The organism is Parvularculales bacterium (genome assembly GCA_036881865.1).
GTDB lineage: Bacteria > Pseudomonadota > Alphaproteobacteria > JAPOUT01 > JBAJNM01 > JBAJNM01.
The window spans coordinates 38970-64016 of sequence record JBAJNM010000007.1; the positions used below are offsets into that span (position 1 = coordinate 38970).

Below are 25047 nucleotides of genomic sequence, written 5' to 3' on the forward strand. Positions count from 1 at the left end.
AAAATATTATGTGGTATGGTGTAATCGTGCTTTAAGCACCCACCTTCTTAAGGTGCTTGGCGACAGTTTCTGCCAACGCCTTGAAGGGTTGTGCGCTGGGGCTATCAGGGGCACTCCCCATAAGGGGGCGGCCTATATCCATGCCTTCTTGAATCTCAATTTCCAGAGGAATATCTGCGAGTAACTCAAGGTTCAACTGTTCTGCCGTGCGGCGTACGCCTTCTTTGCCGAAGGGATAAAACTTATCTATCCCGCCGGGAGGCGTGAACCACGCCATGTTTTGCACAACACCAAGTACGTCTATACCGGTGCGACGAAACATATTAACGCTACGTCTTACATCTGCGAGTGCAACTTCCTGTGGAGTAGAAACAATCACAGCGCCCGTTAAGGGTACACGTTGAGCTAGCGTGAGCTGAACATCACCTGTGCCGGGTGGCATATCTAGTACCAGAACGTCCAAATCCCCCCATGCCACGTCTTTGAGGAGTTGAATAAAGGCGCTTTGCACCATCGGTCCACGCCAGATAACCGGCGCATCTTCCTCTACCAACAAACCGATGGACATACACTTCAGACCGTATTGCTCCATGGGAACAATTTTTTTTCCACCATCACTGTCAGGCTTACCGGTAAGACCCATCATGCGAGGCAGGGAGGGACCATAGATATCGGCATCCAAAATACCAACCCGCAACCCAAGAGCAGCAAGACCAAGGGCCAGATTAACAGCTACCGTAGATTTCCCCACGCCGCCCTTGCCACTGGCCACCGCCACAATAGAGTGAATGTTCTTAAGGGTGAGAGCCTCCTTGAACTTCTTCCCATCCGGACAATGGCCATGTCGTTTGGGGAGAGGGGGAGATGCAGATGCGGGGGTGCCCGTCTCTCGATGTGCTGTCAAAATAACGTTAGCCTCTTCTATATCCAGTGCGTGGCGCAAAGCCTCCTCACAGGCAATACGTAACGACTCATACTCCTGAATTCGTTTAGGCTCTTGAGCATGCTCAGAAGGCACACTGAGAATAACGCTCATTCGCTTCTTATGAACAGTAAACCCTTGTAGCAAGATATCGGCACAAGAAGTGCCCATCGGCTCCTCTGGCGCAAGTTCTTTCGGTATGGCCACGTGTTTAAGAATATTACCAATCTCCTCGCGACTTATTGATAATGTCATGGTGCTTTCTCGGTGGTTCCCTCAAACGTAAGGCCATAAGGGCTGAGTGTTGCGCCCTGCTAGATACTGCCTTACAATAGATACCTATTACATAGTGTGCCATGAAATTAATCTTCACGGGAGTTTTTATGTCTTGGAACGATCAAAACAGCGGTGGGAATCATCCCGGTCCTTGGGGGCAAGGTTCGTCCTCACCTCGTGGCGGCGGCCAGCACCCACCAGATTTGGAAGAAATGCTACGCCGTGGTCAGGAACGTCTCAAGGCAGTTCTACCATCAGGGGCACCCCCTAGCCGAATTGTGATTATCAGCCTGTTGGTTCTGATGGCCCTATGGGCAGCGAGTGGTATCTATCGGGTTTTGCCAGATGAGCAAGGTGTTAAATTGCGCTTTGGTCAGTTGGTAGAAACTACACTGCCGGGTTTGCATTATCATATCCCCTGGCCGATTGAGACCGTACTCACCCCTCAAGTAACCCGCGTTAACCGAATGGATATCGGTATCCGCGGTGATGATTATTACAGTCAAAGTCCGGGTGTGCGGCGGGATGTGCCGGAAGAAAGCTTAATGCTTACCGGCGACGAAAACATTGTGGACGTAGATTTTTCTGTGTTCTGGGTTATCAAGAATGCGGGGGATTATCTATTTAATGTTGAGAATCCACCGGCAACAGTTAAAGCGGTGGCAGAGAGCACCATGCGTGAGATTGTTGGCAAGAGTGACATTCAGCCCATCCTAACTGAGCAACGCCAAGACACAGAAGAAGCGGTGAGAACCTTGATGCAGGAAACTCTTGACCGTTACGGCACGGGTATTGAAATCACAGAGGTTAAGATGCAGAAGGTTGACCCGCCCGGGGCTGTGATTGATGCCTTCCGTGATGTACAGGCAGCACGGGCAGACCAAGAAAGAGTGCGTAATGAGGCCAACGCGTATCGTAACAAAGTGGTGCCGGAATCTCGTGGTACGGCGGCTCGGTTGCGCAATGAAGCTGAGGCCTATCGTGAAGAAACAGTTGCTCAGGCTGAGGGCCAAGCGCAGCGGTTTATTGCCATTTATAACGAATATAGAGATGCCCGTGATGTCACCCGCCAACGTATGTTTTTGGAGACTATGGAGCGTGTACTAAAGCGCTCTGACAAAATTATCATAGATAGTCAGGCAGAAGGGGGACAAGGCGTGGTGCCTTATTTGCCTTTAAATGAACTACGGCGTAACCCTGAATCAGAGGGGGGGTCGCAATGAACCGGCTATTGGTTATTATTGGTGTTGTAGTGGCAGTTATCGCCGTTGTGGCTTACGCTTCTCTTTTTACTGTCAACGAAACGCAGCAGGCATTGGTGTTGCAGTTTGGTGATCCAAAAGACGTCAAAGAAACGGCAGGGCTTCACATTAAGTTGCCGTTTATTCAAAATGTTGTCTACATAGACAAGCGTATTTTGAACCTTACGTCTTCATCTGAGGAGGTTATTGCGTCAGATCAAAAACGTTTGGTGGTGGATGCTTTTGCACGATACAAAATTATTGATCCGCTTGAGTTTTATAAGACACTTGGCAGTATTCAGGCAGCAGAGTCTCGCTTGTCAACTTTGTTGAGTTCATCCCTACGTAGCGTGTTGGGTAAGGAATCTTTTGTTGCTGTGGTGCGTGACCAACGTGCTGAACTGATGCAGCGCATTCGTGCTCTTGTTAATCAGCAGGCTCAGTCTCTGGGTATTGAGATTGTCGACGTGCGTATTCGTCGAGCGGATTTGCCGGAAGCTAACAGTCAGGCGATTTTTCGTCGCATGCAAACGGAGCGTCAACAAGAAGCTGCTGAAATCCGCGCCATAGGACAGCAGGATTCTCGTGAAATCCGCGCTCAAGCAGATAAAGAAGTAACAGTTATTTTGGCGGATGCTAATCGCGATGCTGAAATTATACGAGGTGAGGGGGATGGTTGTCGCAATCGGATATTCGCCGCCGCCTATGGTCAGGATCCTGACTTTTTTGCATTTTATCGCTCTATGCAATCTTATGAAGAGGCTTTGAATCAAGGGGATACAGCGCTGGTTTTATCACCGGATAGCGAATTTTTCCGCTTTTTCAGGGACCCCAATGCAGCAACTGAACACAGTAGCAGGGTACCCCGTCCACAAACGACTTCTTCGTCCTTACCGGATTTTAGAGCCGGTCAGACATTGCGCAGTGAGTTCTGTCCTGAAGTAGACAAGATGAAGCCAGAAGTAGGCGCGTTGCCTGTCTCTCAAACGCCCTAATGATTAGTCATGTTGATGAATGATTTTCTGGTAGCCGTGGGGCTTCTTTTGATTCTGGAAGGTTGTTTTTATGCTTTTATGACGGAGCCTATGAAATATCTCATTCGGCGAGGTCTTGATCTTCCTGACAGCATAATGCGTATGGGCGGAGGTGTTGCTGTCATTACTGGTGTTATATTGATCTGGTTTATACGCAACTGATGTGGCGCAAATGAAGAAGTGAAAAGGAGTATGATGAAAAAACGTCAAAACAGTAGAAGCATCATAACGCCAGCGGGAGTTCTAGCTTTGTTTGCCTTGTCTATCAGTGTAGCTGAAGCGCGGGTTTCTCTGGAAAGTTTTGCTTCTTTAATAGAAGAATTATCACCTACGGTCGTTAATATCTCCATTAGTCAAAAAGTTTCTGGGAATAGCGGGTTTCGTGGTTTGCCGCCAGGGATTCCTCCTGGGACGCCATTTGAGGCCTTCTTTCGGGATTTCTGGGAACGGGGCGGTGAGGGAGACGCAAGCCCACTTCCTCCCCCCTCACGGCAGGTGAATTCACTGGGCTCTGGCTTTGTGATTGATCCTGATGGGATAATTATCACCAATAATCATGTCATTGCTAATGCGGATGAAATAACGGTCAATTTTACTGACGGAGAATCGCTGCCGGCAACGCTTATAGGTCGTGACCCTAGAACGGACCTGGCTGTGATTAAGGTAAAGCCGGGAAAAAAACTAGCTTACGCTAAGTTTGGCGATTCTGATAAGGCGCGAGTTGGAGATTGGGTATTGGCGGTTGGAAATCCCTTTGACCTTGGGGGGACGGTTACAGCGGGTATTATTTCTGCTGTTAATCGCAACATTAATGCGGGGCCATATGACAGTTTTATTCAAACAGATGCTGCTATCAATCGTGGGAGTTCTGGTGGGCCGTTATTTAATCTGGATGGTGAAGTAATCGGCGTGAATACGGCTATTATTTCACCTTCTGGCGGATCTATTGGCATTGGATTTGCGGTGCCGGCTTCTATTGCAGTTGGTGTCATTGAGCAGTTACGTAAGTATGGTGAGACTCGTCGGGGTTGGCTTGGGGTTCAGATTCAAACCGTAAGTGATGAAATTGCTGAGAGTCTTAATCTAAGCGAGGCAAGAGGAGCTATTGTGGCTTCTGTTGAATCTGGCAGTCCGGCAGATAGAGCAGGCATTGAAGCGGGGGACGTTATCTTGCAGTTTAACGGTATAGATGTTGAAAAGATGCGCGATTTGCCCCGCATTGTGGCTGATACACCTATTGGTGAGCAAGTCAATGTAATCGTCTTTCGTGATGGTGAAGAAAAAATCCTTGCGGCGGTGGTTGCTCGTCTTGAGGAGGGTGAAAGAGAGGTTGAGGCTCGAAACGAGAAAAAGGATGATAGCAAGGGTGAGGCACAAGAGATTTTGGGTCTTAAATTATCGGCTCTTGATGATAACTTGCGTCAACGTTATGGTTTGAATGAGGAGGCAAAGGGCGTTGTGGTTGTTGGGGTAGCACCAAACAGTCCAGCGTCTGAAAAATATATCTTGCCGGGTGCTCTTATTACGGAAGTAGGGCAGAATCCTGTGAACAGTTTTGAAGATGTGAAGGCGCAAATTAACAAGGCTCGTGACGAGGGTCGCCGTTCTGTCTTGATGAAACTTGAGAGTGAAGAGAGAGCACGGTTTGTTGCTCTGCGGCTGGATGATATCCCTTAACAGATCAACTCTATGAAGGGGTGATAATCTCCTCGGCAGTATAGCCTTGGATATAAAGTAGGGCTGTTAGGTCATTGTGCCTGATGCAAGCTGAGGCGGCAGTCTCTAGGATAGGTTTAGCGTGAAAGGCAATTCCAAGACCTGCCCCGCGCACCATATCTAAATCATTGGCCCCATCGCCCACTGCTACTATTTCCTCAGGGGTTAATCCCAAGGAGGTTCGCATTTCTTGCAAGAGGCGGTATTTGGTATCCCGTCCTAAGATTGGCTCCTCTACTTTTCCGGTAAGGCAGTTATTCTGCTGAAGCAGAACATTCGCCCGATGATAATCAAAACCTAAAGCCTTAGCAATTTTGTTGGTAAAATACGTAAACCCCCCTGATACGAGAGCTGTAGTTGCGCCATGAGCGCTCATGGTGGCTACAAGAGAGTGCGCTCCGGCAGTGAGGGTGATGTGCATGTGCCAGACATCATCTAGCAGAGAGACAGGTTTGCCCGCCAACAAAGCAACCCGCGTTCGCAAAGCTTCTTCAAACTCAATCTCACCTGTCATGGAACGGCGGGTGATTGAAGCCACTTTATCACCCAGGCCGGCTTTTTCAGCAATCTCATCAAGACACTCTTGCTCAATGATGGTGGAGTCCATATCCGCCAGCAGCAGTTTTTTGCGGCGTCCCCCAGTGGGTTGTACCACGACATCAAGAGGCAAATCTTTTAGCACTCTCTGCACAGCGGCTAGCGCTTCGGAGGGGGCAGGGGTATTAAAGGGAATATCACAGGCTTTATGGGGGGCAAGCCAGCGGGGTTCTCCTGCCCCTTGCACAGTAGCGGCGGCTTGCATTACAGTTTTATCGTTCAAGGCGGAACTATCTGATCTGCCAATCAGTGTCATAATGTATTTCATCAGTTCTCCCGTCTATGCACTTTGATTTTTGGGTGAAAAACACTCCATCTTGAATCTTGACAATATTCTGCATAATGCCAAAGCTTAATATCCCCCTCATTCTTATCACAGGACCAACCGCCTGCGGCAAGTCTGCCCTAGCGCTTAAATTGGCAAGTGCTTTTAATGGAGCCATAATCAATGCTGATTCCATGCAGGTATACCGCGAACTGCGAATTTTAACTGCTCGCCCCACACCAGAGCAAGAAACCCAAGTTCCTCATCATCTTTATGGAATGATACCGGCCTTACAGAGGTTTTCTGTTGCGGCATGGCTGGAGGTCGTCCGCCGTACCATCAATGAAGTTGCCGCTTTGGGGCAACTGCCCATCGTGGTTGGTGGCACAGGCCTCTATATGACGAGCCTCGTTAGAGGATTGGATGCTATGCCGGATATTCCCGATGTTATTCGCCGTGAGGTGCGGGATAGTATGGCCCGTGGAAGGGTGGAGGTAGCCTATGAGCAGTTAAGGGCCATAGACCCGTTCGCTGCTGCTCGTGTACATCCGCACGATACTCAGCGTATTGCCAGAGCATTGGAGGTTTTTCGGGCGACGGGTAAGTCTTTGACAGAATGGTGGCAGGAGTCCCAGTCTCTGTCACTGGCCTTGCCGAAGGGTTGGATAGGGTTGGTGCTGACATCTTCTCGGGGTTGGCTCCATGATAGAGGCGCACGTCGGGTAGAGAGGATGATAGCGGCAGGGGCTGTGGAGGAAGTCGCCACCCTTGCAGCCCTTGGGCTTGACCCGGCCCTTCCAGCCATGAAGGCCTTGGGAGTTAAGCCTTTGATGGCTTTGTTGCAGGGGAATATCTCCAAAAATGAGGCTTTAGAGGCCATAAAGACAGCTACACGGCGCTATGGCAAGCGCCAAGGGACGTGGATAAAACAAAATATGATTTCGTGGCAGACAATAAACTCGGAACAATTGGAAAATGATATAGATATAATTTTCTCTATTATTTCAAAAAAATTGTTGACCCTCACTTAGCAAAGCAGTACGTTATCCCGTTTTTCAAGGAAATTTAGTAGTTTCGCTGTCTGCTGTGGTGAAACATAGACATATAATCAAGGGAGGTTACATGGCGTCGGTTGAGATGAGCGGTGCTGAAATCGTTATTAAGGCTCTGAAAGATCAGGGGGTCAAAGTTGTATTTGGCTATCCGGGGGGTGCGGTTTTGCCGATCTATGACCGGCTGTTTGAAGAAACCGGCATTGCCCACGTGTTGGTGCGTCATGAGCAGGGAGCAGTTCATGCGGCAGAAGGATATGCGCGCTCTACAGGTAAGCCAGGCGTTGTGTTGGTCACATCAGGCCCAGGGGCTACCAATGCGATTACTGGTCTTGCGGATGCTATGATGGATTCAATTCCTGTCGTGTGTCTTACTGGACAAGTGCCAACTCACATGATTGGCAGTGATGCTTTTCAAGAGGCCGATACGGTTGGTATAACACGTCCCTGCACGAAGCATAATTGGCTGGTGCGGTCAGCGGACGTTCTTGCACAGACTCTCCATGAAGCTTTTCTGATTGCCACAAGCGGGCGACCAGGCCCTGTTGTGGTGGATATTCCCAAAGATATTCAATTTGATAGTGCGCTTTATAACCCGCCGGGTATTATGGCGCACAAACCTTACCAACCCACCTTAAAGGGTGACTTGAGCAAAATTAAAGAAGCTGTTGATATTGTCGCAGACGCCAAACGCCCAATTTTTTATACAGGTGGTGGCGTTATTAACTCTGGTCCGGCAGCCAGTCAATTGTTGCGGGAGTTTGTGAACTTAACGGGCTATCCCATCACCTCGACATTGATGGGGTTGGGAGCATATCCGGCTCTTGACCCGCAATGGTTGGGCATGTTGGGTATGCATGGTACGTGTGAAGCTAACAATGCTATGCACGATTGTGACGTGATGATTGCTGTTGGTTCTCGATTTGATGATCGGGTAACGGGTCGCCTCGATGCCTTTTCGCCAGATTCCAGAAAAATCCATATTGATATTGACCCCTCGTCTATCAACAAGAATGTTCTTGTTGATGTGGGCATTGTGGGCGATTGTGCTCACGTGTTAGAGGATATGTTGCGCTTGTGGAAAACCTCGGCCCATAACCCCGACAAGCAAGCTCTTGAGGGATGGTGGCAGCAGATTGATACATGGCGATCGCGTAAATCTCTGTCTTATAAAACCAGCGATGAGGTCATCAAGCCACAGTATGCGGTGGAGCGTCTTTATGAGCTAACCAAATCTCGCGATGTTTATATCACTACAGAGGTGGGACAACATCAGATGTGGGCGGCACAACATTATCATTTTAATGAGCCACAGCGGTGGTTGACGTCTGGAGGGTTGGGGACGATGGGCTATGGCCTACCAGCGGCTATTGGTGCTCAGATGGGGCATCCTGATGCGTTGGTGATAGATATTGCCGGTGAGGCTTCCATCTTGATGAATATGCAGGAGATGTCTACTGCTGTCCAGCATAGATTACCGGTTAAGGTGTTTATCTTGAACAATCAATATATGGGCATGGTGCGTCAGTGGCAGGAGTTGCTACACGATGGGCGGTATTCTCATAGTTATACGGCCTCTTTGCCGGATTTCATCAAATTGGCGGAGGCCTACGGGGCGTTGGGTCTGCGGGCAGAAAAACCGGATGAATTGGACGACAAAGTCTTGGCTATGATTGACTACACCGGACCAGTTTTGTTTGATTGTGTGGTAGATAAGGATGAAAACTGCTACCCCATGATACCTTCAGGTTCCGCTCACAATGAGATGTGGTTTGGGGATGAAGGGCAGGCTACGCCGGATGTGTCTGATGAAGGCAAGATTATGGTTTAGTACGTTTTTTGTTGGTATTTATCTTTTGAGAGTTCTTATGACTGAAGAGTTAAAAATTCAGAGTCATACCCTTGCCATATTGGTAGATAATGAAGCGGGTGCGCTTGCACGCGTTATTGGGTTGTTTTCTGGACGGGGTTATAACATTGAAAGCCTAACTGTAGCTGAGATTAGCTCTGAATATCACATGTCGCGCATTACGTTGGTTACCCGTGGCACGCCTATAGTAGTTGAACAGGTTAAATCCCAGTTAGGGCGTTTAGTTCCAGTTCACAAGGTGGTAGATTTAACTCGTGAGATGCTAGGGATTGAGCGAGAGATGGCCCTCGTCAAAGTAGCTGGTGTTGGAGAGAAGCGTGTTGAGGCTTTAAGGCTCTCTGATGGGTTTCGGGCACGGGTTCTGGATACTACTCACTCATCTTTTGTGTTTGAGATAACGGGCGCTCCGGATAAAATTGATGCCTTTGTGGATTTAATGCGCCCTTTGGGGCTAGTAGATGTATCACGCACAGGCGTTGTTGCCATTGCGCGCGGGCCTGAGCCTATGTAGACTCGCTTGGGTAAATTCTTTGTAAATCAGGAAGGCGGGAAGCGAATGCGTGTTTATTATGACCGCGATGCGGATGTCAATTTGATAAAAAACCGGAACATTGCCATTATTGGATATGGTAGCCAGGGTCATGCTCATGCCCTTAACTTGAGGGATTCGGGTATAGGTAATCTTGCTGTGGCATTGCGCACAGGTTCGTTGTCATCCCGCAAGGCAGAGGCCGAAAACCTGATAGTAATCAGTGTTGAAGAGGCCGCAGGTTGGGCAGATATCATAATGATGCTAACCCCTGATGAACTACAGGGTGATATTTACAAGAACTCTCTTGAAAAGACAATGAAATCTGGCGCTGCTCTTTTGTTTGCCCATGGCTTGAATATACATTTCAACCTTATAGAGCCGCGTTCTGACGTGGATGTCGTTATGATAGCACCGAAGGGGCCAGGCCATACGGTACGAGGAGAATATGTACGCGGGGCCGGTGTGCCTTGTTTGCTGGCTGTGCATCAAGATGCCTCTGGCAATGCGCATGATGTGGGGCTTTCTTATGCGGCTGCTTTGGGTGGTGGTCGGGCTGGTATTATTGAGACGTCGTTTCGTGAAGAATGTGAGACCGATTTATTCGGTGAGCAGGCTGTTTTGTGTGGTGGGCTTGTTGAATTAATCCGCGCTGGTTTTGAGACGCTGGTAGAAGCCGGATATGCACCAGAGATGGCTTATTTTGAGTGCCTCCACGAAGTGAAACTGATTGTGGATTTAATTTATGAGGGTGGCATTGCCAATATGAATTATTCTGTTTCTAACACAGCGGAGTATGGAGAATATGTTTCAGGTCCTCGGGTTATCAACAGGCATACAAAGCGTGAGATGAAACGTATTTTGGAAGATATTCAAAGTGGACGTTTCGCTCGTGATTGGATATTAGAGAACAAAGTCAACCAGACAAGTTTCAAGGCCTTGCGAGAGCGTGCTCAAGCTCATCCCATTGAGGAAGTTGGTCGTCGGTTGCGAGGTATGATGCCGTGGATTTCTGAAAACCGCCTAGTAGATGAGAAAAAGAATTAGCGACTAACAGTGTTAAATGTCCCGCCCTCGTAGCATATTGGTGCGGAATCTAGCAAAGATAATGGCGCTTAGTAGCAAGGTGAAGGTCAACAGAATAATGTAGAAAGACTAGGCCCAACACGATGGTCTTACCTGTAATAAGGGTAGGGTCAGAACAACTGGAATAGTAAGACCGATAGTACCAAAGGCTGGTCTTGAGCCAATATTGATAGTGTGTTGTAGTTGATTGGCGCGGGCAATTTGAATAGCAGTTAAGTTTTCCGGTCTTTGAAACAATTTGCATTTTTGCAAGGCAGTTGTGCATAAATATAGGCTATAATAGACGCCAAAGAGTATATCCACCGCTAGCACAAAATTGATGGATTGGAACGATTTACGATATTTTATGGCTGTAGCAGCTGCCGGAAGCCTTTCGGCTGCTGCCCAGAACCTGAGAGTCAACACCACAACGGTTCTGCGCCGCGTTGGTCGTCTGGAGAGTCTTCTAGACCAACGCCTTTTTGAGCGCGCTCGCTCTGGGTACCACCTGACCGCCGCTGGACAGCGATTGGTGGAAGCCCTAGACCCCGTCGAACAACGCCTAAATGCACTGGAGAGAGATGTGTTGGCAGGAGGCTCCGGCTCTGAAGGTGTGGTGCGGTTGACAGCTGGTGAGACTGTTGCAGGATATCTGCTAGCTCCCGCCATTACCCAAGGAACCCTGACGCAATCAGGTGTTATTGTTGACTTGATGGCAGAGTCTTTTATGGCCAAAGCCGCTGTAGCTCCCCGCATTATGAACCCTCTGCTGAATGCCGATATCGCTGTGCGTACCTCGCGGCCTACTCAAGGCGATATATTGGTGCGCAAAATCGGAGTCATGGCCTACGGTCTATATGGAACCAATAATTATATAGAGGCTCACGGACATCCCCACGAAACGGACGCTTTGCACACAGGACACAAGCTCATCGGATTCGCCCATAGCGAGCCACCTCTAGGGCCGGTCTGGCGGTTGTCGCGCATGGAAAGGAATATAGGAGGAGAAGATGGGACTATGGGGGAAACGGAGGTTGTCTTTCGGTCGTCTAGTGTTAGGGCACGCCTTGCGGTTTGTTTGGGTCATGGAGGATTGGCAGTGTTGCCTTGTCTGGTGGCTGACTGTGAGCCATCACTCACCCGCGTCTTTGGCCCAGAGCAAATTGGCTTTCTGGAATTATGGCTGTTGGTTCGCAATGATATGGCTCATGTGGACCGTGTGCGTCGGATAATGGATTTCATTATCAATACCGCTGAGGCCGCTCGTCCTGCTCTTATAGGCCATGAAGCTACAGCCCCTGTTTATCAATGATAAAGACTTGTGTTGGCTGAAAAAATATGTAATGGTGTGGAACACTATGATTATACAGGTAGCGGCAATGTCCATAGGGAACACAAAGAACTGGAAAGTCCAGAGCATGATGAGCAGTGATGCCGGTCAGTTACGAGTGCTTGTGCTACTCCTTATGCGCCCCTGAGCGTTGATAGACGTTCATAACGTAGGTCGGGCTCTCAGGGGATAGGTTTACCGAAACAAAAAGTCTGTTTCATAAAAGCAAAATTTTCATATACGTTAAGTTACGTGAATCGCCCATCCATCATGACAAGGCGTTATGATAGGCTCGGAGGTCACCGCAATAGGGATAAAGCCCATGACTGATAATTCAACCAAACCTCGTCAAGAAACTGGTGAGAAAATTGTAATTTTTGATACTACATTGCGCGATGGCGAACAATCGCCTGGTGCATCAATGACACTGGAAGAAAAAGTAGAAATTGCTCGCGTTCTAGATATACTTGGCGTTGATGTAATTGAGGCTGGTTTTGCCATCGCCTCTAACGGCGACTTTGAAGCGGTGCGGGAAATCAGCGCTACCGTGAAAGAGGCTACTGTGTGCTCCCTTGCTCGTGCAGGAGAGAACGATATTCGTCGCGCAGCAGAAGCGCTAGTGGGTGCACGGAATCCTCGCATTCATACGTTTTTGTCCACTAGTCCTATTCATATGAAGCATAAGCTGAAAATGGAGCCAGAAGACGTCCACGACGCTATTATTATGAGTGTTACCACGGCTCGTAATTTGACAGCAGACGTAGAATGGTCACCGGAGGATGCTACCCGCACAGATCATGATTTTTTGTGCCGATGTGTGGAGTCTGCCATCAAGTCTGGAGCTCGTACGATTAATATCCCCGATACTGTGGGCTATAGCGTGCCAGAGGAATTTTACGATCTTATCACCATGTTGCGGGAGCGTGTATCGAACAGCGATCAGGCGGTTTTTTCTGTTCACTGCCACAATGATTTGGGGCTGGGGGTCGCAAATTCTCTAGCCGGCATCGCTGCAGGCGCGCGGCAGGTAGAGTGTACCATCAACGGTATTGGCGAGCGGGCTGGCAATGCGGCTCTTGAGGAAGTCGTTATGGCCCTCAAGGTGCGTAACGATCGCATGCCCTATACAACAGGCGTCAATACGGAATTGCTGGCGCGAGCTTCACGATTGGTATCGTCTTCTACATCTTTTCCAGTGCAATACAATAAGGCTATTGTGGGGCGTAACGCTTTTGCTCATGAGTCAGGCATTCATCAAGATGGCATGCTGAAAAACAATCAGACCTATGAGATTATGAACCCTGAGAGTGTTGGGATTGCAAAGACGTCTCTGGTTATGGGTAAACACTCAGGCCGTCATGCGTTTCGAGAGAAACTTTCAGAGTTAGGGTACGATCTAGGAGCCAATGCTCTGCAGGATGCCTTTGCGCGGTTTAAGGATTTAGCGGATCGCAAGAAGCATGTGTTTGATGATGATATTATTGCTCTGGTTGACGATGGCATGGCGCGGGGAACAGACAGAGTAAAACTGGTTTCTTTACGAATTGTTGCAGGTACTGGGGAGAAACCTACCGCTGAATTAACCCTTGAAATTGATGGGCAGGAGCAAACGGCTGTGTCGCATGGGGATGGTCCGGTGGATGCAATTTTTATTGCCATTCGCAATCTATTTGCCCATGAGGCACGATTGCTTCTTTATGATGTGCATGCGGTCACCGAGGGCACAGACGCTCAGGCGGAGGTCAGTGTGCGGCTTGAAGAAAAAGGACGCGCTGTTACAGGGCGTGGGGCTGATACCGATACCATGGTCGCGTCAGCACGGGCCTATATCAGCGCTCTCAATCGTCTTCTATTAAAGCGCCAAAAACAAGTGCTGGAAGATATGGCACTTACCCAGTAGCGCTCTCCGTAGGGGCATTACAAGCGAGTTGCACCTTTATTTCAGTGGCGAATGTGGCCTTCAATGGCAGATTATGCTAGACGTTAGCCATGAGTAAGGCAGGGGTGGGCAAGAGAGTGCGTCACTGATTTTAGCTCTGTCTCACTGCCACCTTTGTTGAGAGGATGTTGAATTATTATGCTTTCCACTATTCTTGGTTTCTTTTCCGCTGATATGGCGATTGATCTTGGCACAGCAAACACATTGGTGTACGTCAAAGGACGCGGGATTGTTCTAGATGAACCGTCGGTCGTGGCTGTTTATGAGAAAGGGGGACGCTCAAAAGTATTAAGCGTTGGCGATGAGGCTAAATCAATGCTGGGTCGATCGCCTATGAATATTCGTGTTATTCGGCCTATGCGTGATGGGGTTATTGCAGACTTTACCGTCGCCGAGGAAATGATAAAATATTTTATCAGAAAAATTCATAACCGCCGCTCTTTTGCAAACCCTCTTATTGTGGTGTGTGTTCCTACCGGATCAACTACTGTTGAGCGTCGTGCCATTCAAGAATCTGCACTGGGGGCTGGTGCTAGAGGTGTTTTTCTAATTGAAGAGCCTATGGCTGCTGCAATAGGAGCAGGGTTGCCTGTTACCGAACCAACGGGATCTATGGTTGTTGATATAGGTGGAGGAACAACCGAGATTGCCGTTCTTTCACTGGGCGGTATTGTTTTTTCTAATTCGGTACGTGTTGGTGGTGATAAAATGGATGAAAGCATTATCCAGTATATCCGTCGGCATCATAATTTGCTCATTGGGGAGTCAACAGCAGAATCCATTAAACTGAAATATGGGAAAGCTACTATTTCGGATGAAGAGGCGGACAATGATCTGATTTTAATCCGGGGACGTGATGTAAGGGCTGGTATACCTAAGGAAATTAACGTTGAAAGTAATGTTCTTGTGTCCGCTCTGGCTGATCCGCTCAATCAGCTTGTTGAGGGGATCAAAGTGACATTGGAAGGAACACCACCGGAACTTTCTGCTGATATTGTAGATAAGGGTATTGTTTTAACTGGAGGCGGCGCCTTGCTTGGTAATCTAACGAAATATTTTTCGGAGGAATTAGGCTTACCGGTTTCTGTAGCTGATGAACCTCTTCTTTGTGTGGCGCTGGGAACGGGTAGGGCTCTTGAGCATATCAAAACTATGAAAGATACGTTATCGTAAAGCATTGACTGAGTTCTTAACATGAGGAATTTCAGTTTGTTGCCATGATAGCTATATCAAAAGTGTACCCCTAAAAGCACGGTGTAAGATACGCCTAAGTGAAAGATATTCGCTGTGAGAGCATTAAGCCAACTGTTACAAAGATTATCGCGTCTTTATGCACCGCTTTTGTTTTTTATTGTTATGGGGTTGACTCTTTTGATGTTTGGTCGCTTTGAGTCTTACTATTTAGAAAAAGCTAGCCAAATATCAATGGATGTTTTATCGCCTGTTTTGCTTATCATATCACGTCCAGCAGAAACTATTTCTCAGTGGGGTGAAGGGATTGAGAATTATTTTAACGTTTTTGACGATAATCAGAAGCTAAGAGAGGAAACAGCTCGTCTTAGAGTGTGGCGGGAAAGGGCATTACTGCTTGAATCTCGCATTGCTGAGTATGAGTCTCTTCTTAATGTTCAATCTGAACCGGAAATAACATATCTGACGGGCCGTATCATCAGCGATTCAAACAGTCCTTTTGTGCATACGGTTTTGATTAATATCGGACAAAATCAAGGTGTAGAAAACGGGCAGGCGGTTATGGATAGTCTTGGTCTGATAGGGCGTATTGTTGCAGTAGGCCGTTGGAGTAGTCGGGTGCTTTTATTGACGGATTTGAACAGCAGAATACCGGTATTGGTGGAGCCGGGTAATTATCACGCTATTCTTGCTGGGAAGAATACAGAGACACCGTGGTTAGCATATCTTCCTGCAGATCAAGAAGTAGAACGAGGTAATAGAGTTGTTACGTCAGGTTATGGGGGGTTTTTACCACCAGGATTACCTATCGGTATTGTGACAGAGTCACAAGAGGGCAAGTCTACGGTTAAGCTCTTTGCTGATTTATCAACCACCCACAACGTGCGTATTCTAAAATATAATTTGGATCTTGATGTTCCAAGGCATTCTGATAACTAAATTGAGAATAATGATAGCCGATATGAGAATTAAGTGTAATGGCTGATTTTTTTGGATGAGCTGGCCACAAGTAAAAATTATAGGTCCCCCAGACGGATTGTCTCATCGACTTGTACTTCTAGTGCTTGGTGTTTTGTGTGTTTTGCTTTCTATTGTACCGATTGCGAGTGGCCAGAGTATTTCTCTGTTTGGGGGATTACCTATCATGATGATTTATTTCTGGGCCTTAAGACAACCTAAAACCATGACCCCTCTGATAGTCTTTCTTATAGGGTTATTTCATGATTTTCTCATAGGGGCTCCCGCCGGATTTTATGCCCTTATTTATTCTCTGATATATGCCATCATGATTGCTCAAAGTGCCACGCGCATGCGCTGGGTTTTTGAGACAGCATGGTTAGGATTTGCAGTAGTAGTTATAATAGCTTGTGGGCTGACGGGTTTTGTTGGGTTCATTTTTATCGGTTATGGGTCAATTTGGGCGCTCATTATTAATAATCTGTTGGCGATAGCATTATATCCTCTTGTGAGCTTTATATTTGAAGCTCTTAACCTCCGGGTCTTTGCAGTAGTGGGAGTGGATAGACCATGAGCTATGACGATTTTTATGATACTGAACAACGCCAGTTGACACGGCGTATGATGTTACTAGGTGCGGGGCAAGCAGCATTATTTGGTGGTCTTGCGGCGAGGATGTTTTATCTTCAGGTCGTGCAGTATGATTATTACTCAATGCTGGCTGAAGACAATCGGATTAAAGTTCGTCTGTTAATTCCACTACGTGGCCGTATTGTAGATCGTAGCGGTGTTTCTCTAGCTGTTAATAGGCAAGAATTTCGTGTTGCTTTGGTTCCCGAATCTGTGGAGAGCATCCCCGATGCTCTTGATAAAGTTAGGGACATTATCACGCTGGATGAGGCGGTATACAACAGAGTTATAGAAAACGCCCAACAAGCTCCGAGGTTTGCCCCTATCACGGTGGCTAGTAATTTAACATGGGAGCAATTTTCCAAACTCAACATCAATGTACCGAATCTCCCAGGTCTGTATCCAGAGGTGGGGTATAAGCGCCATTATCCATGGCGTGGGTCGGCTGCTCATATTATTGGGTATGTAGGGGCTACCTCTCCTGATGATATCTCTTTTGAGGGTAAGAGTTCTGATGATGGTCAGACTGTTGATCCGTTGCTGAAATTACCGGATTTTCGTATCGGCAGGCGCGGTGTTGAAAGAGGTGTTGACCGCTTGCTACGTGGTGCTGCAGGGGTAAGTCGGGTTGAGGTTAACGCTTTTGGTCGTGTAATACGGGAGGTAGATCGAAAACTAGGAGAATCAGGTCGGGATGTAGCGCTAACGCTGGATATGGATACCCAAGCCTATGCTGCCCGTTTGTTAGAAGGTAAAAGTGGGGCTAGCGTGGTTTTGGATACTCAAAATGGCGACGTTATCTCTATAGTGTCCGCTCCATCGTATGATCCCAATGAGCTTAGTGATGGTATCACGCAGGAAAATTGGCAACGCCTTCTTCGGGACCCGAAAAAACCATTATTGGATCGCACGTTGGCTGGCCAATATCCGCCGGGGTCTACATTCAAACTTGTTGTGGTACTTGCGGCTCTTGAGAACAATATTATAAGTCCTTCCCTCAAGATAACGTGTCAGGGAGTTTATAGTTTTGGAGGACGGCAGTTTCATTGTTGGAAAAAAGAGGGGCATGGCACTCTTGATCTGGTGGGGAGCATAACACACTCTTGCGATATCTATTTTTACGAACTGGCCCGTAAGGTGGGAATTAACGCGATTTCTGATATGGCAGGTCGGTTGGGGTTAGGACAAAAGTTTAACATAGGCTTTGATATAGGTCTTGCGGAGCAAAGGGGAGGTCTTATTCCAACGCGAGATTGGAAGAAAGATAATTTTGGTGAGATTTGGTATGCGGGAGAAACATTGATTTTGGGTATAGGGCAGGGGTATGTGCTCACTACGCCGATGCAGCTTGCTGTTATGACGGCGCGCCTCGCTAGTGGTAATTTGGATCTAACCCCTCGGCTTGTGTGGAATGGGGAAAGGGCGGCATTGGGAGCACAAGATGTTCAAACGGCCTCTCCCAAATTGTCTGACTATGCTCTGAATGTGGTGCGGGAGGGTATGATTGCGGTTTCTAATACTCCCGACGGTACTGCTTATGGGGCGCGACTTAGGCTTCCGGGTGTAGCTCTGGCGGGAAAGACGGGTACCTCTCAGGTGCGTCGTATTACTGAAAGTGAACGTCTTACGGGTGTCTTGGACAATGAAGAGTTAGAGTGGAAAATGCGTGACCATGCTCTGTTTGTTGGTTATGCGCCGGTAGATAAGCCGCGTTATGCTATATCTGTTGTGGTAGAGCATGGGGGGAGTGGATCACGGGTGGCGGCTCCTATTGCTCGTGATCTGATGACTCACGTTCTCAAGCGTGATCTGACATCGCTTGGGCCTTATAGTCAGGATGTTTAAGGCAGAGCTTTTGAGGGGGTAGGTTGAATGTTTAATTTAGCTACACAAAAGGTACAAAGTGATACGCTGTACGGAAAAGTTCAGCGTATAGACTGGGGTTTAGTCTTGGTACTGACATTGCTTGCTGGTGTAGGTTTTGCTCTGTTGTATTCGGCCACTCGTGGTGTTCTGGAGTCGTGGCCTATTCAGCAAATGATACGCTTTTCTATTGGCATCGTGTGTGCCACAGCCGTAGGGTTGGTGAGTTTGCGCGTTTGGCATGGGATAGCATGGTTATCTTATGGTGCGGCTTTGTTGTTGCTTATTCTGGTTCCCTTATTGGGGGGGGCCACTACGGGGGCTCAGCGCTGGTTGGATTTAGGAATCATAAAATTTCAACCCTCGGAGCCTATGAAATTGGCTCTGATTTTAGCGCTGGCGCGTTATTACGAGAGTTTACCCGCTAAAGATATCTCTCGCCTTCGTTTTATGATTATACCGGTGGTTCTTACGTTGATACCGGCGATGTTAATTATGCGGCAACCGGATCTGGGAACAGCTTTTCTAATTGTAGCTACTGGAGGTATTATTATATTTCTTGCTGGTGTGCGGATACTTTATTTTGTGCTTGTTGTTGTTGTAGGTGTTGCGTCTCTCCCGGTGTTATGGTCCTTTTTGAAAGACTATCAGAAAGAACGTATATTATCTTTTGTCGAGTCAGGCTATGATCCCTTAGGGGCGGGATATCATATTCTTCAGTCTCAGATTGCGCTGGGTTCGGGCGGTGTGTTTGGGCGCGGTTTTCTTCAAGGTACTCAGACTCAGTTGAGTTTTTTACCTGAACTACAGACAGATTTTATTTTCACAATTCTAGCGGAAGATTTTGGCTTGATGGGTGGACTTGTTTTACTATTTTTATGTGGAGCAGTTTTGTGGATAGTCTTTCGGATTGCCCGCAATAGCGTGAGCACTTTTGGACATTTAATTGCGATGGGGGTTGGTGTGATATTTTTTCTTCATGCTTTTATTAACATGGCTATGGTTATGGGGCTACTTCCGGTTGTTGGTATTCCCTTGCCGTTGATTTCTTATGGAGGGTCGTCCATGTTGACGTTTCTATTAGGGTTTGGTTTGGTGTTGAGTGCCCATATTCATCAAAGACTTAAGATAAGTGGTGGTATAGGGGCAATGGGAGGCACACTAGCACTAGTGGATAATTTTCATAGCGAGAGAAAATAAGTATTCGCTTTTGCGCATACATGAAGAGGGCGCATAGCTCAGTTGGTAGAGCAGCTGACTCTTAATCAGCGGGTCCGGGGTTCGAGTCCCCGTGCGCCCTCCAGTTTTTCAAATGCTATTCGTTATTGGCCTGAAATTGGCCAAAACGGCTGTTCGTCACGTAGATAAAAGGTTTGAACAGCGGCTTGTCCTTTGTTGGACAACAGCCAGCGCACAAAAGCGCGGGCTTCGTCGTGCCGTGTGTGGGGATGGCGGGCGGGGCTCACAATTATTACCGTATAATGATTGGGTGGGTAGGTAATCTGATCGCCAATCCATTGAAGATATTGGGTATTCCCGGATGCTAGCCATGTGGCGCGGTCAACTAGAGTATAAGCGTTAAGCTCGGCGGTGATGTTGAGAGTTGCGCCCATGCCAGCGCCGGTTTCCAAATACCAGTGACCACTCATGGGGGTAGGATCAATGCCTGTCTCATGCCAAAGCTTTTGTTCTGCATAATGAGTACCACTATTATCTCCTCTGGATACGAAAACCGGTTTGTTTGCCTGTTGGCCATAGGCTGCAAGACGCTTAAACGCTTCAACACTGTTGGGAGCACTGTTTAGCATGGCCGGATCATTGGCGGGCCCTACAAGGCCAAAACGGCCTTCCATGATGGGCAATCGCTCTGGGGCAAATTCGTCTTTAATAAAAGCACGTTCTAAAGCAGGATGATGGGTAAGCACGGCATCTGCATCGCCGTTGCGGGCTGTTTGTAGGGCGCGTCCGGTGCCTTGGGAAATAACGTGTACCACAATCCCTGTCTGCGCCGTAAACTGAGGTAGCAGATAAGTTAACAACCCGGAGTTCTCCAGAGAGGTTGTGGTAGCAAGGGTCAGGGTGGATGGTGCGGCGGAGGAGGTGAGAGGATACATCCACACAAAGAGAGCGATGGAAACAAGGTGCAATGAAGCAATCATAATGAAGCACGAGCCGAAGAACTAAGGGCAGCTACCACGCTGTTTACACCGAGAGCAATAAAAAGTAAAATAAGACCCAACGCCAGAGCCAAAGATAGATTACCTTTGCTGGTCTCTAGAGCAATGGTGGTCGTCATCACGCGGGTATAGTGGTCAATGTTACCGCCAACAATCATAACAGCCCCCACTTCAGCACTTGCGCGCCCAAAACCGGCAAGAGCTACTACAATCAAACTACTGCGAGCCTCCCATAATAAAGTGGTGGCAGCTTGCCTTGGGCGAACACCAAACGAGAGTAACTGCTCCCGATATTCAGCCCACATGTCTTCGGTGACTTGTCGGGTGAGGGCGGCAACAATGGGGAGAGCTAAAACAGTCTGAGCAACAACCATGGCGGTGGGGGTGTAAAGCAAACCCAGAACTCCGAGAGGGCCAGAGCGCGATAAAATTAAGTAAATGAACAAACCTACCACCACAGGAGGTAGCCCCATAGCGGCGTTAACGATGACAATCATCATGCGGCGTCCAGGTAGGGTGGTAAGGGCAAGAATAACGCCCAGAGGCATGCCAAGAAGGGCTGCAAGAAATGTTGCTGTTAGGCTGACATAAAGTGACAGCCCTACAATTTCTAGAAGATCAGAGTCAGCATGTGTTACCAGATGAAAGGCTATCATCATTGAATCGGTGAAGTTAGTCATGGGGCGTATTATACGGTATTATGAGTTCATGAGAATTGTCGATGATAGAAAGAGGCTTTCGCTGGAACTGAAGGGCGTTTGTTACAATGCAGGTGGTTCTATCTTGATACGAGATATGAGTTTGCGGATTGAAGCAGAGCCATTGACGATTGTGCTAGGGCCTAATGGGGCTGGAAAAAGCCTTACACTTAGGCTTATTCATGGGTTGATAAAGCCAGATAAAGGTAAGATACGTTGGTGTAGCTCGATAATTCCCTGTGCTGCGCGAGATTCCTACACAAGGCCTGTTATCTTTCAGGCCATGGTGTTTCAGCGTCCTGTTATCTTGCGACGTTCGGTTTTGGGTAATGCACTTTATGGTCTACGCCAGCATGGTGTTAAACGGCGGGTAGCGTTAGCGCGAGCGCATCATGCTCTTGAGGGGGTAGGCCTTGCAGCACAGGCACATCAAAGTGCAAGTACGTTAAGTGGTGGTGAGCGGCAGCGTTTGGCCCTAGCTAGAGTCTGGGCTATGAGGCCGGAGGTGTTGTTTTTGGATGAACCCACCGCCAATCTTGATCCAGCCTCAACGCGTAGGGTGGAGGATATTGTGCGACTGATGGGAGAGGAGGGTACAAAAATTATCATGACCACTCATGATATTGACCAGGCTCGGCGGTTGGCGGATGAAGTTGTGTTTTTGCACCAAGGCACCTTGTTGGAGAAAACGCCTGCCAAAGATTTTTTTACTAACCCTCAAACAAGAGCCGCTCGTGCTTTTTTGTCAGGTGATTTTCTACAGTGAAGGGGGTGAAATTTATGACTCATTTAGATATTCAAGCTGCTGCTACAAATTTTATACCTCAGTTACAGGCGCGAGCTGATGAAATTGAAAGTAATCGCTTTTTGCCGCAAGACCTTGCTCAATCGTTTGCCGAGGCTGGCTTGTATGCCAGTTTGATGCCTCAGATCTATGGAGGTTTGGAGTTGCCACCTATGGATGCGCTACGGTTGTTTGAAACGTTGGCGCAGGGGGATGCGTCTGCAGCATGGTGCGTCATGATTGGGGCTACCTCTGGTATGATGGTTGCGTGGATGCCTCCTGAAGCGGCTTGTGAGGTGTGTGGTATGAAAACACCGGATGCCCTGCTGCCGTCCGTTGAAAGCCTACCTGTATTGGCGGGGGTTTTTGCCCCTATGGGGAGTGCCATTCCGGAGGGAGATGGTTTTAGGGTGCAGGGACGTTGGTCATGGGGGTCGGGAAGCCGCAATGCTCACTGGATTGCCGGTGGTTGTATGGTTATGCGGGATGGCGAACCGGAACGCATGGCGAATGGTTTGCCTTTGAGCCGTATGATGATGGCTCCGGCGGGGGAGGTTAATCTGTTGGATACATGGCACGTCTCCGGCCTGTGTGGGACGGGTAGTACAGATTTTGTGATGGAGGATTGTTTCATACCACAAGACCGAGCCATTAGTCTGGTAACGGGTAAGCCCCTTGATAGACCGGTTTATAAATTTTCCATCTTTAGTTTTTTGGCGGTAGCGGTGTCTTCTGTGTGTTTTGGTATTGCACGGGGTGCACTGGATGATTTGATTGTGCTGGCCGCAGAAAAAAGATCGCAAGGGGCCGTTAAGCCGCTGGCCTTGCGGGAGGCAACGCAAACTGATGTAGCGCGTTCTGAAGCGGTGGTGAGAAGTGCGCGGGCATTTTTGTATGAAAGTGTTGAAAGAGCGTGGGAGAGTGTTAATAAGAACGGATATGTCAGCGTTGAGGAACGTCGTGATATGCGTCTTGCAGCGGCTTATGGAGCGCAAGCGTGTGTGGATGTTGTAGATATTGCCTATAGACTTGGGGGTGGATCGTCAATTTTTCGAACCTCACCTTTGCAAAGACGCTTTCGAGATATCCATGTAGCCACTCAGCATATGATGGTAGGGTCAAACAATTTGACTCAGATGGGGCGGTTGTTTCTGAACGTTGAAACAGACACTACTATGTTTTAGAGACGTGTTTTAGAGTTGCAAAGCGCCTCTTGTAAGAGGTTTGATGATGCAATGATCGATAAGATCGGTATGATTTTTGAAAGTTTTGCACCACATTGTTAAATTCTTTTATGTGTTGGTCCTAGTGCGGTGCGTCTAGGGGAAAATACACTGAAACTGGGAATGTAGCAGATCTAGCCTCGTCCGCTAGAGATATAAAAATCATAATTCTGCGACGGAATTTGGTCTGCTGTCCGTTTAACCTTATATGGTTAGTGAATATTACAAGTTTATGTTTGAAGGGGTCGTGCTTGAATCTTTGGAAGATAGAAGGGGTGGAAAAGGAAGCGTGTCAAGAGAACGGCAATTTTGTTTTTCTGATAAGGATGCTTACGGAGAATACGATGATGACGCATTGGTTGCCCTGATTGCTGAAGGAGACCAGATGGCGTGCCGGGTCATGGTAGGACGTTATTTGGATGCCATGGTTGCTCTGGCGCGGCGCTTTTTGGGTAATCACAATGATGCGGAAGATGTGGCGCAGGAAGTCTTTGTGCGCCTGTGGCGGCAGGCGGGGCGGTGGCAGCCCGGGCGGGCACAGTTTTCGACATGGCTATATCGGGTTGCCATTAATTTGTGTCTGGATGTCCGCCATCGACATAGGACGGCTTCTCTGGAGGAACAGGCGGAACCTGTGGATACTGCCGGTGGACCGGAGCACATGGTTTACGAAAGTCAAATCAAGGCCAAAGTGGATGAGGCCCTCGGTAAGTTGCCGGAGCGCCAGAGGGCGGCACTTGTTTTGTCTCACCATCAGGGCCTCTCTAATAGAGAAACGGCGGAAGTGTTGGAAATCAGTATTGAAGCGGTTGAATCTTTGCTTAGTCGGGCACGGCGGGCTTTGCGCCAAGAGCTTATGCCGTCGCGTGATTTTCTTTTGCAAGGCTCAGAGTGAAAACGCATCCGGGGAGAATGATAAGGTGACAGATGGGCAAGAAAATATAATGACACTTGAGGCATTTCAAATGTTGCTGGATACCCATGGGAGTGCTCCCGAAGACTGGCCTGATGACGTAGTGGATTCGGCGCAATCTTTGCTGGCTTTGTCGCAGGACGCCCGTTGGATGCACGAAGAGGCTGTAGCCCTTGGAGGGTTGTTGGATCAGGCACCTACACTGTCTGCACCTTCGGTTCTTTTAGGGCAGGTTATGGCTAGTGCCGCTGATGCTTGCATCTCGGATACAAGCGCCTCTCATGGGTTATCGCAGTTTATTACCCGTAAGTTCTGGGGAATTTTGTGGGCTGATAATAGGGAGAGCGTCATATGGGTTGGATCGTTAGCAGTCTGCGCTGTGTTTGGTATCTATCTGGGGGCAAGCGGTCTTGTACCTTTAGCAACGCTTTTTGGTGGCGGGCAAGAGGTAGTGGTAACGAGTGGAGATTTGTTTTTGGATTCGATCTTGATCGGGTTTCAGGATAGTGTTGAGTAAGTTAGGGGATAGAGGAGAATAGATATGACAATGGCCAATACGAATAATAATCCGGAACTTGAGGCCGCAGGCCGTCGCTGGAAACGCTGGAGATGGGTTTTGTATGTTTCCTTGGCGCTGAATCTGTTGTTGGTTGGTATTCCGGTTGGTTTTTTTGCTTTTGGTAAGTCGGAATATCGCGCTCTTATGTCGTCCATACCTGCCGATGTGCGTAGGGATATTCGCCGAAGCCTGAAAGACGCACGGCCCGCGATCAGG

At 48.2% G+C, this 25047-nt stretch carries 24 protein-coding genes and 1 tRNA gene; 21 read left to right on the top strand and 4 right to left on the bottom strand.

Annotated features, from left to right (window positions below):
* Positions 1 to 31 precede the first annotated feature (31 nt).
* A complete protein-coding gene (locus tag V6Z81_03145; GenBank protein ID MEG9861484.1) occupies positions 32 to 1177 on the bottom strand; it encodes an Mrp/NBP35 family ATP-binding protein in 1146 nt (381 codons plus the stop codon).
* Positions 1178 to 1305: 128 nt separating this feature from the next.
* Here V6Z81_03145 and hflK point away from each other — a divergent pair, with 128 nt between their 5' ends.
* The 4 genes from hflK to V6Z81_03165 are packed head-to-tail and all read left to right on the top strand — an operon-like array spanning position 1306 to position 5150.
* Entirely contained in the window at positions 1306 to 2421 is a 1116-nt protein-coding gene (hflK, locus tag V6Z81_03150) for an FtsH protease activity modulator HflK (protein MEG9861485.1), read from the top strand.
* Complete coding sequence (hflC, locus tag V6Z81_03155) at positions 2418 to 3434, top strand: protease modulator HflC (GenBank protein ID MEG9861486.1); 1017 nt, start codon at positions 2418 to 2420, stop codon at positions 3432 to 3434. The genes hflK and hflC overlap by 4 nt, the downstream gene beginning before the upstream one ends.
* A gap of 9 nt (positions 3435 to 3443) precedes the next feature.
* Positions 3444 to 3635 carry a DUF2065 family protein gene (locus V6Z81_03160; protein MEG9861487.1) on the top strand — a complete coding sequence of 64 codons (192 nt, stop codon included), beginning with the start codon at positions 3444 to 3446 and terminating at the stop codon, positions 3633 to 3635.
* Between the two features lie 30 nt (positions 3636 to 3665).
* On the top strand, positions 3666 to 5150 hold the full coding sequence (locus V6Z81_03165) for a Do family serine endopeptidase (protein MEG9861488.1): 1485 nt from the start codon (positions 3666 to 3668) through the stop codon (positions 5148 to 5150).
* Between the two features lie 10 nt (positions 5151 to 5160).
* Here V6Z81_03165 and serB read toward each other — a convergent pair whose 3' ends face one another.
* Positions 5161 to 6054, bottom strand: a complete 894-nt coding sequence (serB, locus tag V6Z81_03170) for a phosphoserine phosphatase SerB (GenBank protein ID MEG9861489.1) — start codon at positions 6052 to 6054, stop codon at positions 5161 to 5163.
* A 74-nt stretch (positions 6055 to 6128) separates the two neighbouring features.
* On the opposite strand from serB, the gene miaA reads away from it, so the two are divergent.
* From miaA to V6Z81_03230, 12 genes are all read left to right on the top strand, one after another.
* Positions 6129 to 7082: a tRNA (adenosine(37)-N6)-dimethylallyltransferase MiaA gene (gene miaA, locus V6Z81_03175; GenBank protein MEG9861490.1), complete on the top strand. Its 954-nt coding sequence runs from the start codon at positions 6129 to 6131 to the stop codon at positions 7080 to 7082.
* A 91-nt stretch (positions 7083 to 7173) separates the two neighbouring features.
* The gene (locus tag V6Z81_03180; protein MEG9861491.1) at positions 7174 to 8934 is read left to right on the top strand and encodes an acetolactate synthase 3 large subunit; all 1761 of its coding nucleotides are present in this window, start codon (positions 7174 to 7176) and stop codon (positions 8932 to 8934) included.
* A gap of 37 nt (positions 8935 to 8971) precedes the next feature.
* Complete coding sequence (gene ilvN / locus V6Z81_03185) at positions 8972 to 9484, top strand: acetolactate synthase small subunit (protein MEG9861492.1); 513 nt, start codon at positions 8972 to 8974, stop codon at positions 9482 to 9484.
* A gap of 45 nt (positions 9485 to 9529) precedes the next feature.
* The gene (gene ilvC, locus V6Z81_03190) at positions 9530 to 10549 is read left to right on the top strand and encodes a ketol-acid reductoisomerase (protein MEG9861493.1); all 1020 of its coding nucleotides are present in this window, start codon (positions 9530 to 9532) and stop codon (positions 10547 to 10549) included.
* Positions 10550 to 10907: 358 nt separating this feature from the next.
* Complete coding sequence (locus tag V6Z81_03195) at positions 10908 to 11879, top strand: LysR family transcriptional regulator (protein ID MEG9861494.1); 972 nt, start codon at positions 10908 to 10910, stop codon at positions 11877 to 11879.
* 340 nt (positions 11880 to 12219) lie between these two features.
* Positions 12220 to 13797: a 2-isopropylmalate synthase gene (locus V6Z81_03200; GenBank protein ID MEG9861495.1), complete on the top strand. Its 1578-nt coding sequence runs from the start codon at positions 12220 to 12222 to the stop codon at positions 13795 to 13797.
* 177 nt (positions 13798 to 13974) lie between these two features.
* A complete protein-coding gene (locus V6Z81_03205; protein ID MEG9861496.1) occupies positions 13975 to 15009 on the top strand; it encodes a rod shape-determining protein in 1035 nt (344 codons plus the stop codon).
* A gap of 114 nt (positions 15010 to 15123) precedes the next feature.
* Positions 15124 to 15966 (top strand): rod shape-determining protein MreC, encoded by an 843-nt coding sequence (gene mreC, locus V6Z81_03210; protein ID MEG9861497.1) that lies wholly within the window; start codon positions 15124 to 15126, stop codon positions 15964 to 15966.
* 55 nt (positions 15967 to 16021) lie between these two features.
* On the top strand, positions 16022 to 16558 hold the full coding sequence (gene mreD / locus V6Z81_03215) for a rod shape-determining protein MreD (GenBank protein ID MEG9861498.1): 537 nt from the start codon (positions 16022 to 16024) through the stop codon (positions 16556 to 16558).
* Complete coding sequence (mrdA, locus tag V6Z81_03220; protein ID MEG9861499.1) at positions 16555 to 18459, top strand: penicillin-binding protein 2; 1905 nt, start codon at positions 16555 to 16557, stop codon at positions 18457 to 18459. The genes mreD and mrdA overlap by 4 nt, the downstream gene beginning before the upstream one ends.
* 27 nt (positions 18460 to 18486) lie before the next feature.
* A complete protein-coding gene (gene rodA, locus V6Z81_03225) occupies positions 18487 to 19677 on the top strand; it encodes a rod shape-determining protein RodA (protein MEG9861500.1) in 1191 nt (396 codons plus the stop codon).
* Positions 19678 to 19704: 27 nt separating this feature from the next.
* Positions 19705 to 19780: transfer RNA gene (locus tag V6Z81_03230), tRNA-Lys, on the top strand.
* Positions 19781 to 19799: 19 nt separating this feature from the next.
* Here V6Z81_03230 and V6Z81_03235 read toward each other — a convergent pair.
* Together V6Z81_03235 and V6Z81_03240 are read right to left on the bottom strand one after the other, a co-directional pair.
* Positions 19800 to 20636, bottom strand: a complete 837-nt coding sequence (locus tag V6Z81_03235) for a substrate-binding domain-containing protein (protein MEG9861501.1) — start codon at positions 20634 to 20636, stop codon at positions 19800 to 19802.
* Positions 20633 to 21334 (bottom strand): ABC transporter permease, encoded by a 702-nt coding sequence (locus V6Z81_03240; protein ID MEG9861502.1) that lies wholly within the window; start codon positions 21332 to 21334, stop codon positions 20633 to 20635. The genes V6Z81_03235 and V6Z81_03240 overlap by 4 nt, the downstream gene beginning before the upstream one ends.
* Here V6Z81_03240 and V6Z81_03245 point away from each other — a divergent pair.
* From V6Z81_03245 to V6Z81_03265, 5 genes are all read left to right on the top strand, one after another.
* Positions 21333 to 22118, top strand: coding sequence for an ATP-binding cassette domain-containing protein (locus tag V6Z81_03245; GenBank protein ID MEG9861503.1), 786 nt, complete (start codon positions 21333 to 21335; stop codon positions 22116 to 22118). The genes V6Z81_03240 and V6Z81_03245 overlap by 2 nt on opposite strands.
* A gap of 14 nt (positions 22119 to 22132) precedes the next feature.
* Positions 22133 to 23320, top strand: coding sequence for an acyl-CoA dehydrogenase family protein (locus V6Z81_03250; protein ID MEG9861504.1), 1188 nt, complete (start codon positions 22133 to 22135; stop codon positions 23318 to 23320).
* 286 nt (positions 23321 to 23606) lie between these two features.
* Positions 23607 to 24254 (top strand): RNA polymerase sigma factor, encoded by a 648-nt coding sequence (locus tag V6Z81_03255; protein ID MEG9861505.1) that lies wholly within the window; start codon positions 23607 to 23609, stop codon positions 24252 to 24254.
* A 49-nt stretch (positions 24255 to 24303) separates the two neighbouring features.
* Positions 24304 to 24789 (top strand): hypothetical protein, encoded by a 486-nt coding sequence (locus tag V6Z81_03260; GenBank protein MEG9861506.1) that lies wholly within the window; start codon positions 24304 to 24306, stop codon positions 24787 to 24789.
* A gap of 24 nt (positions 24790 to 24813) precedes the next feature.
* The coding region (locus tag V6Z81_03265) for a hypothetical protein (GenBank protein MEG9861507.1) at positions 24814 to 25047 on the top strand (234 nt) is incomplete at its 3' end.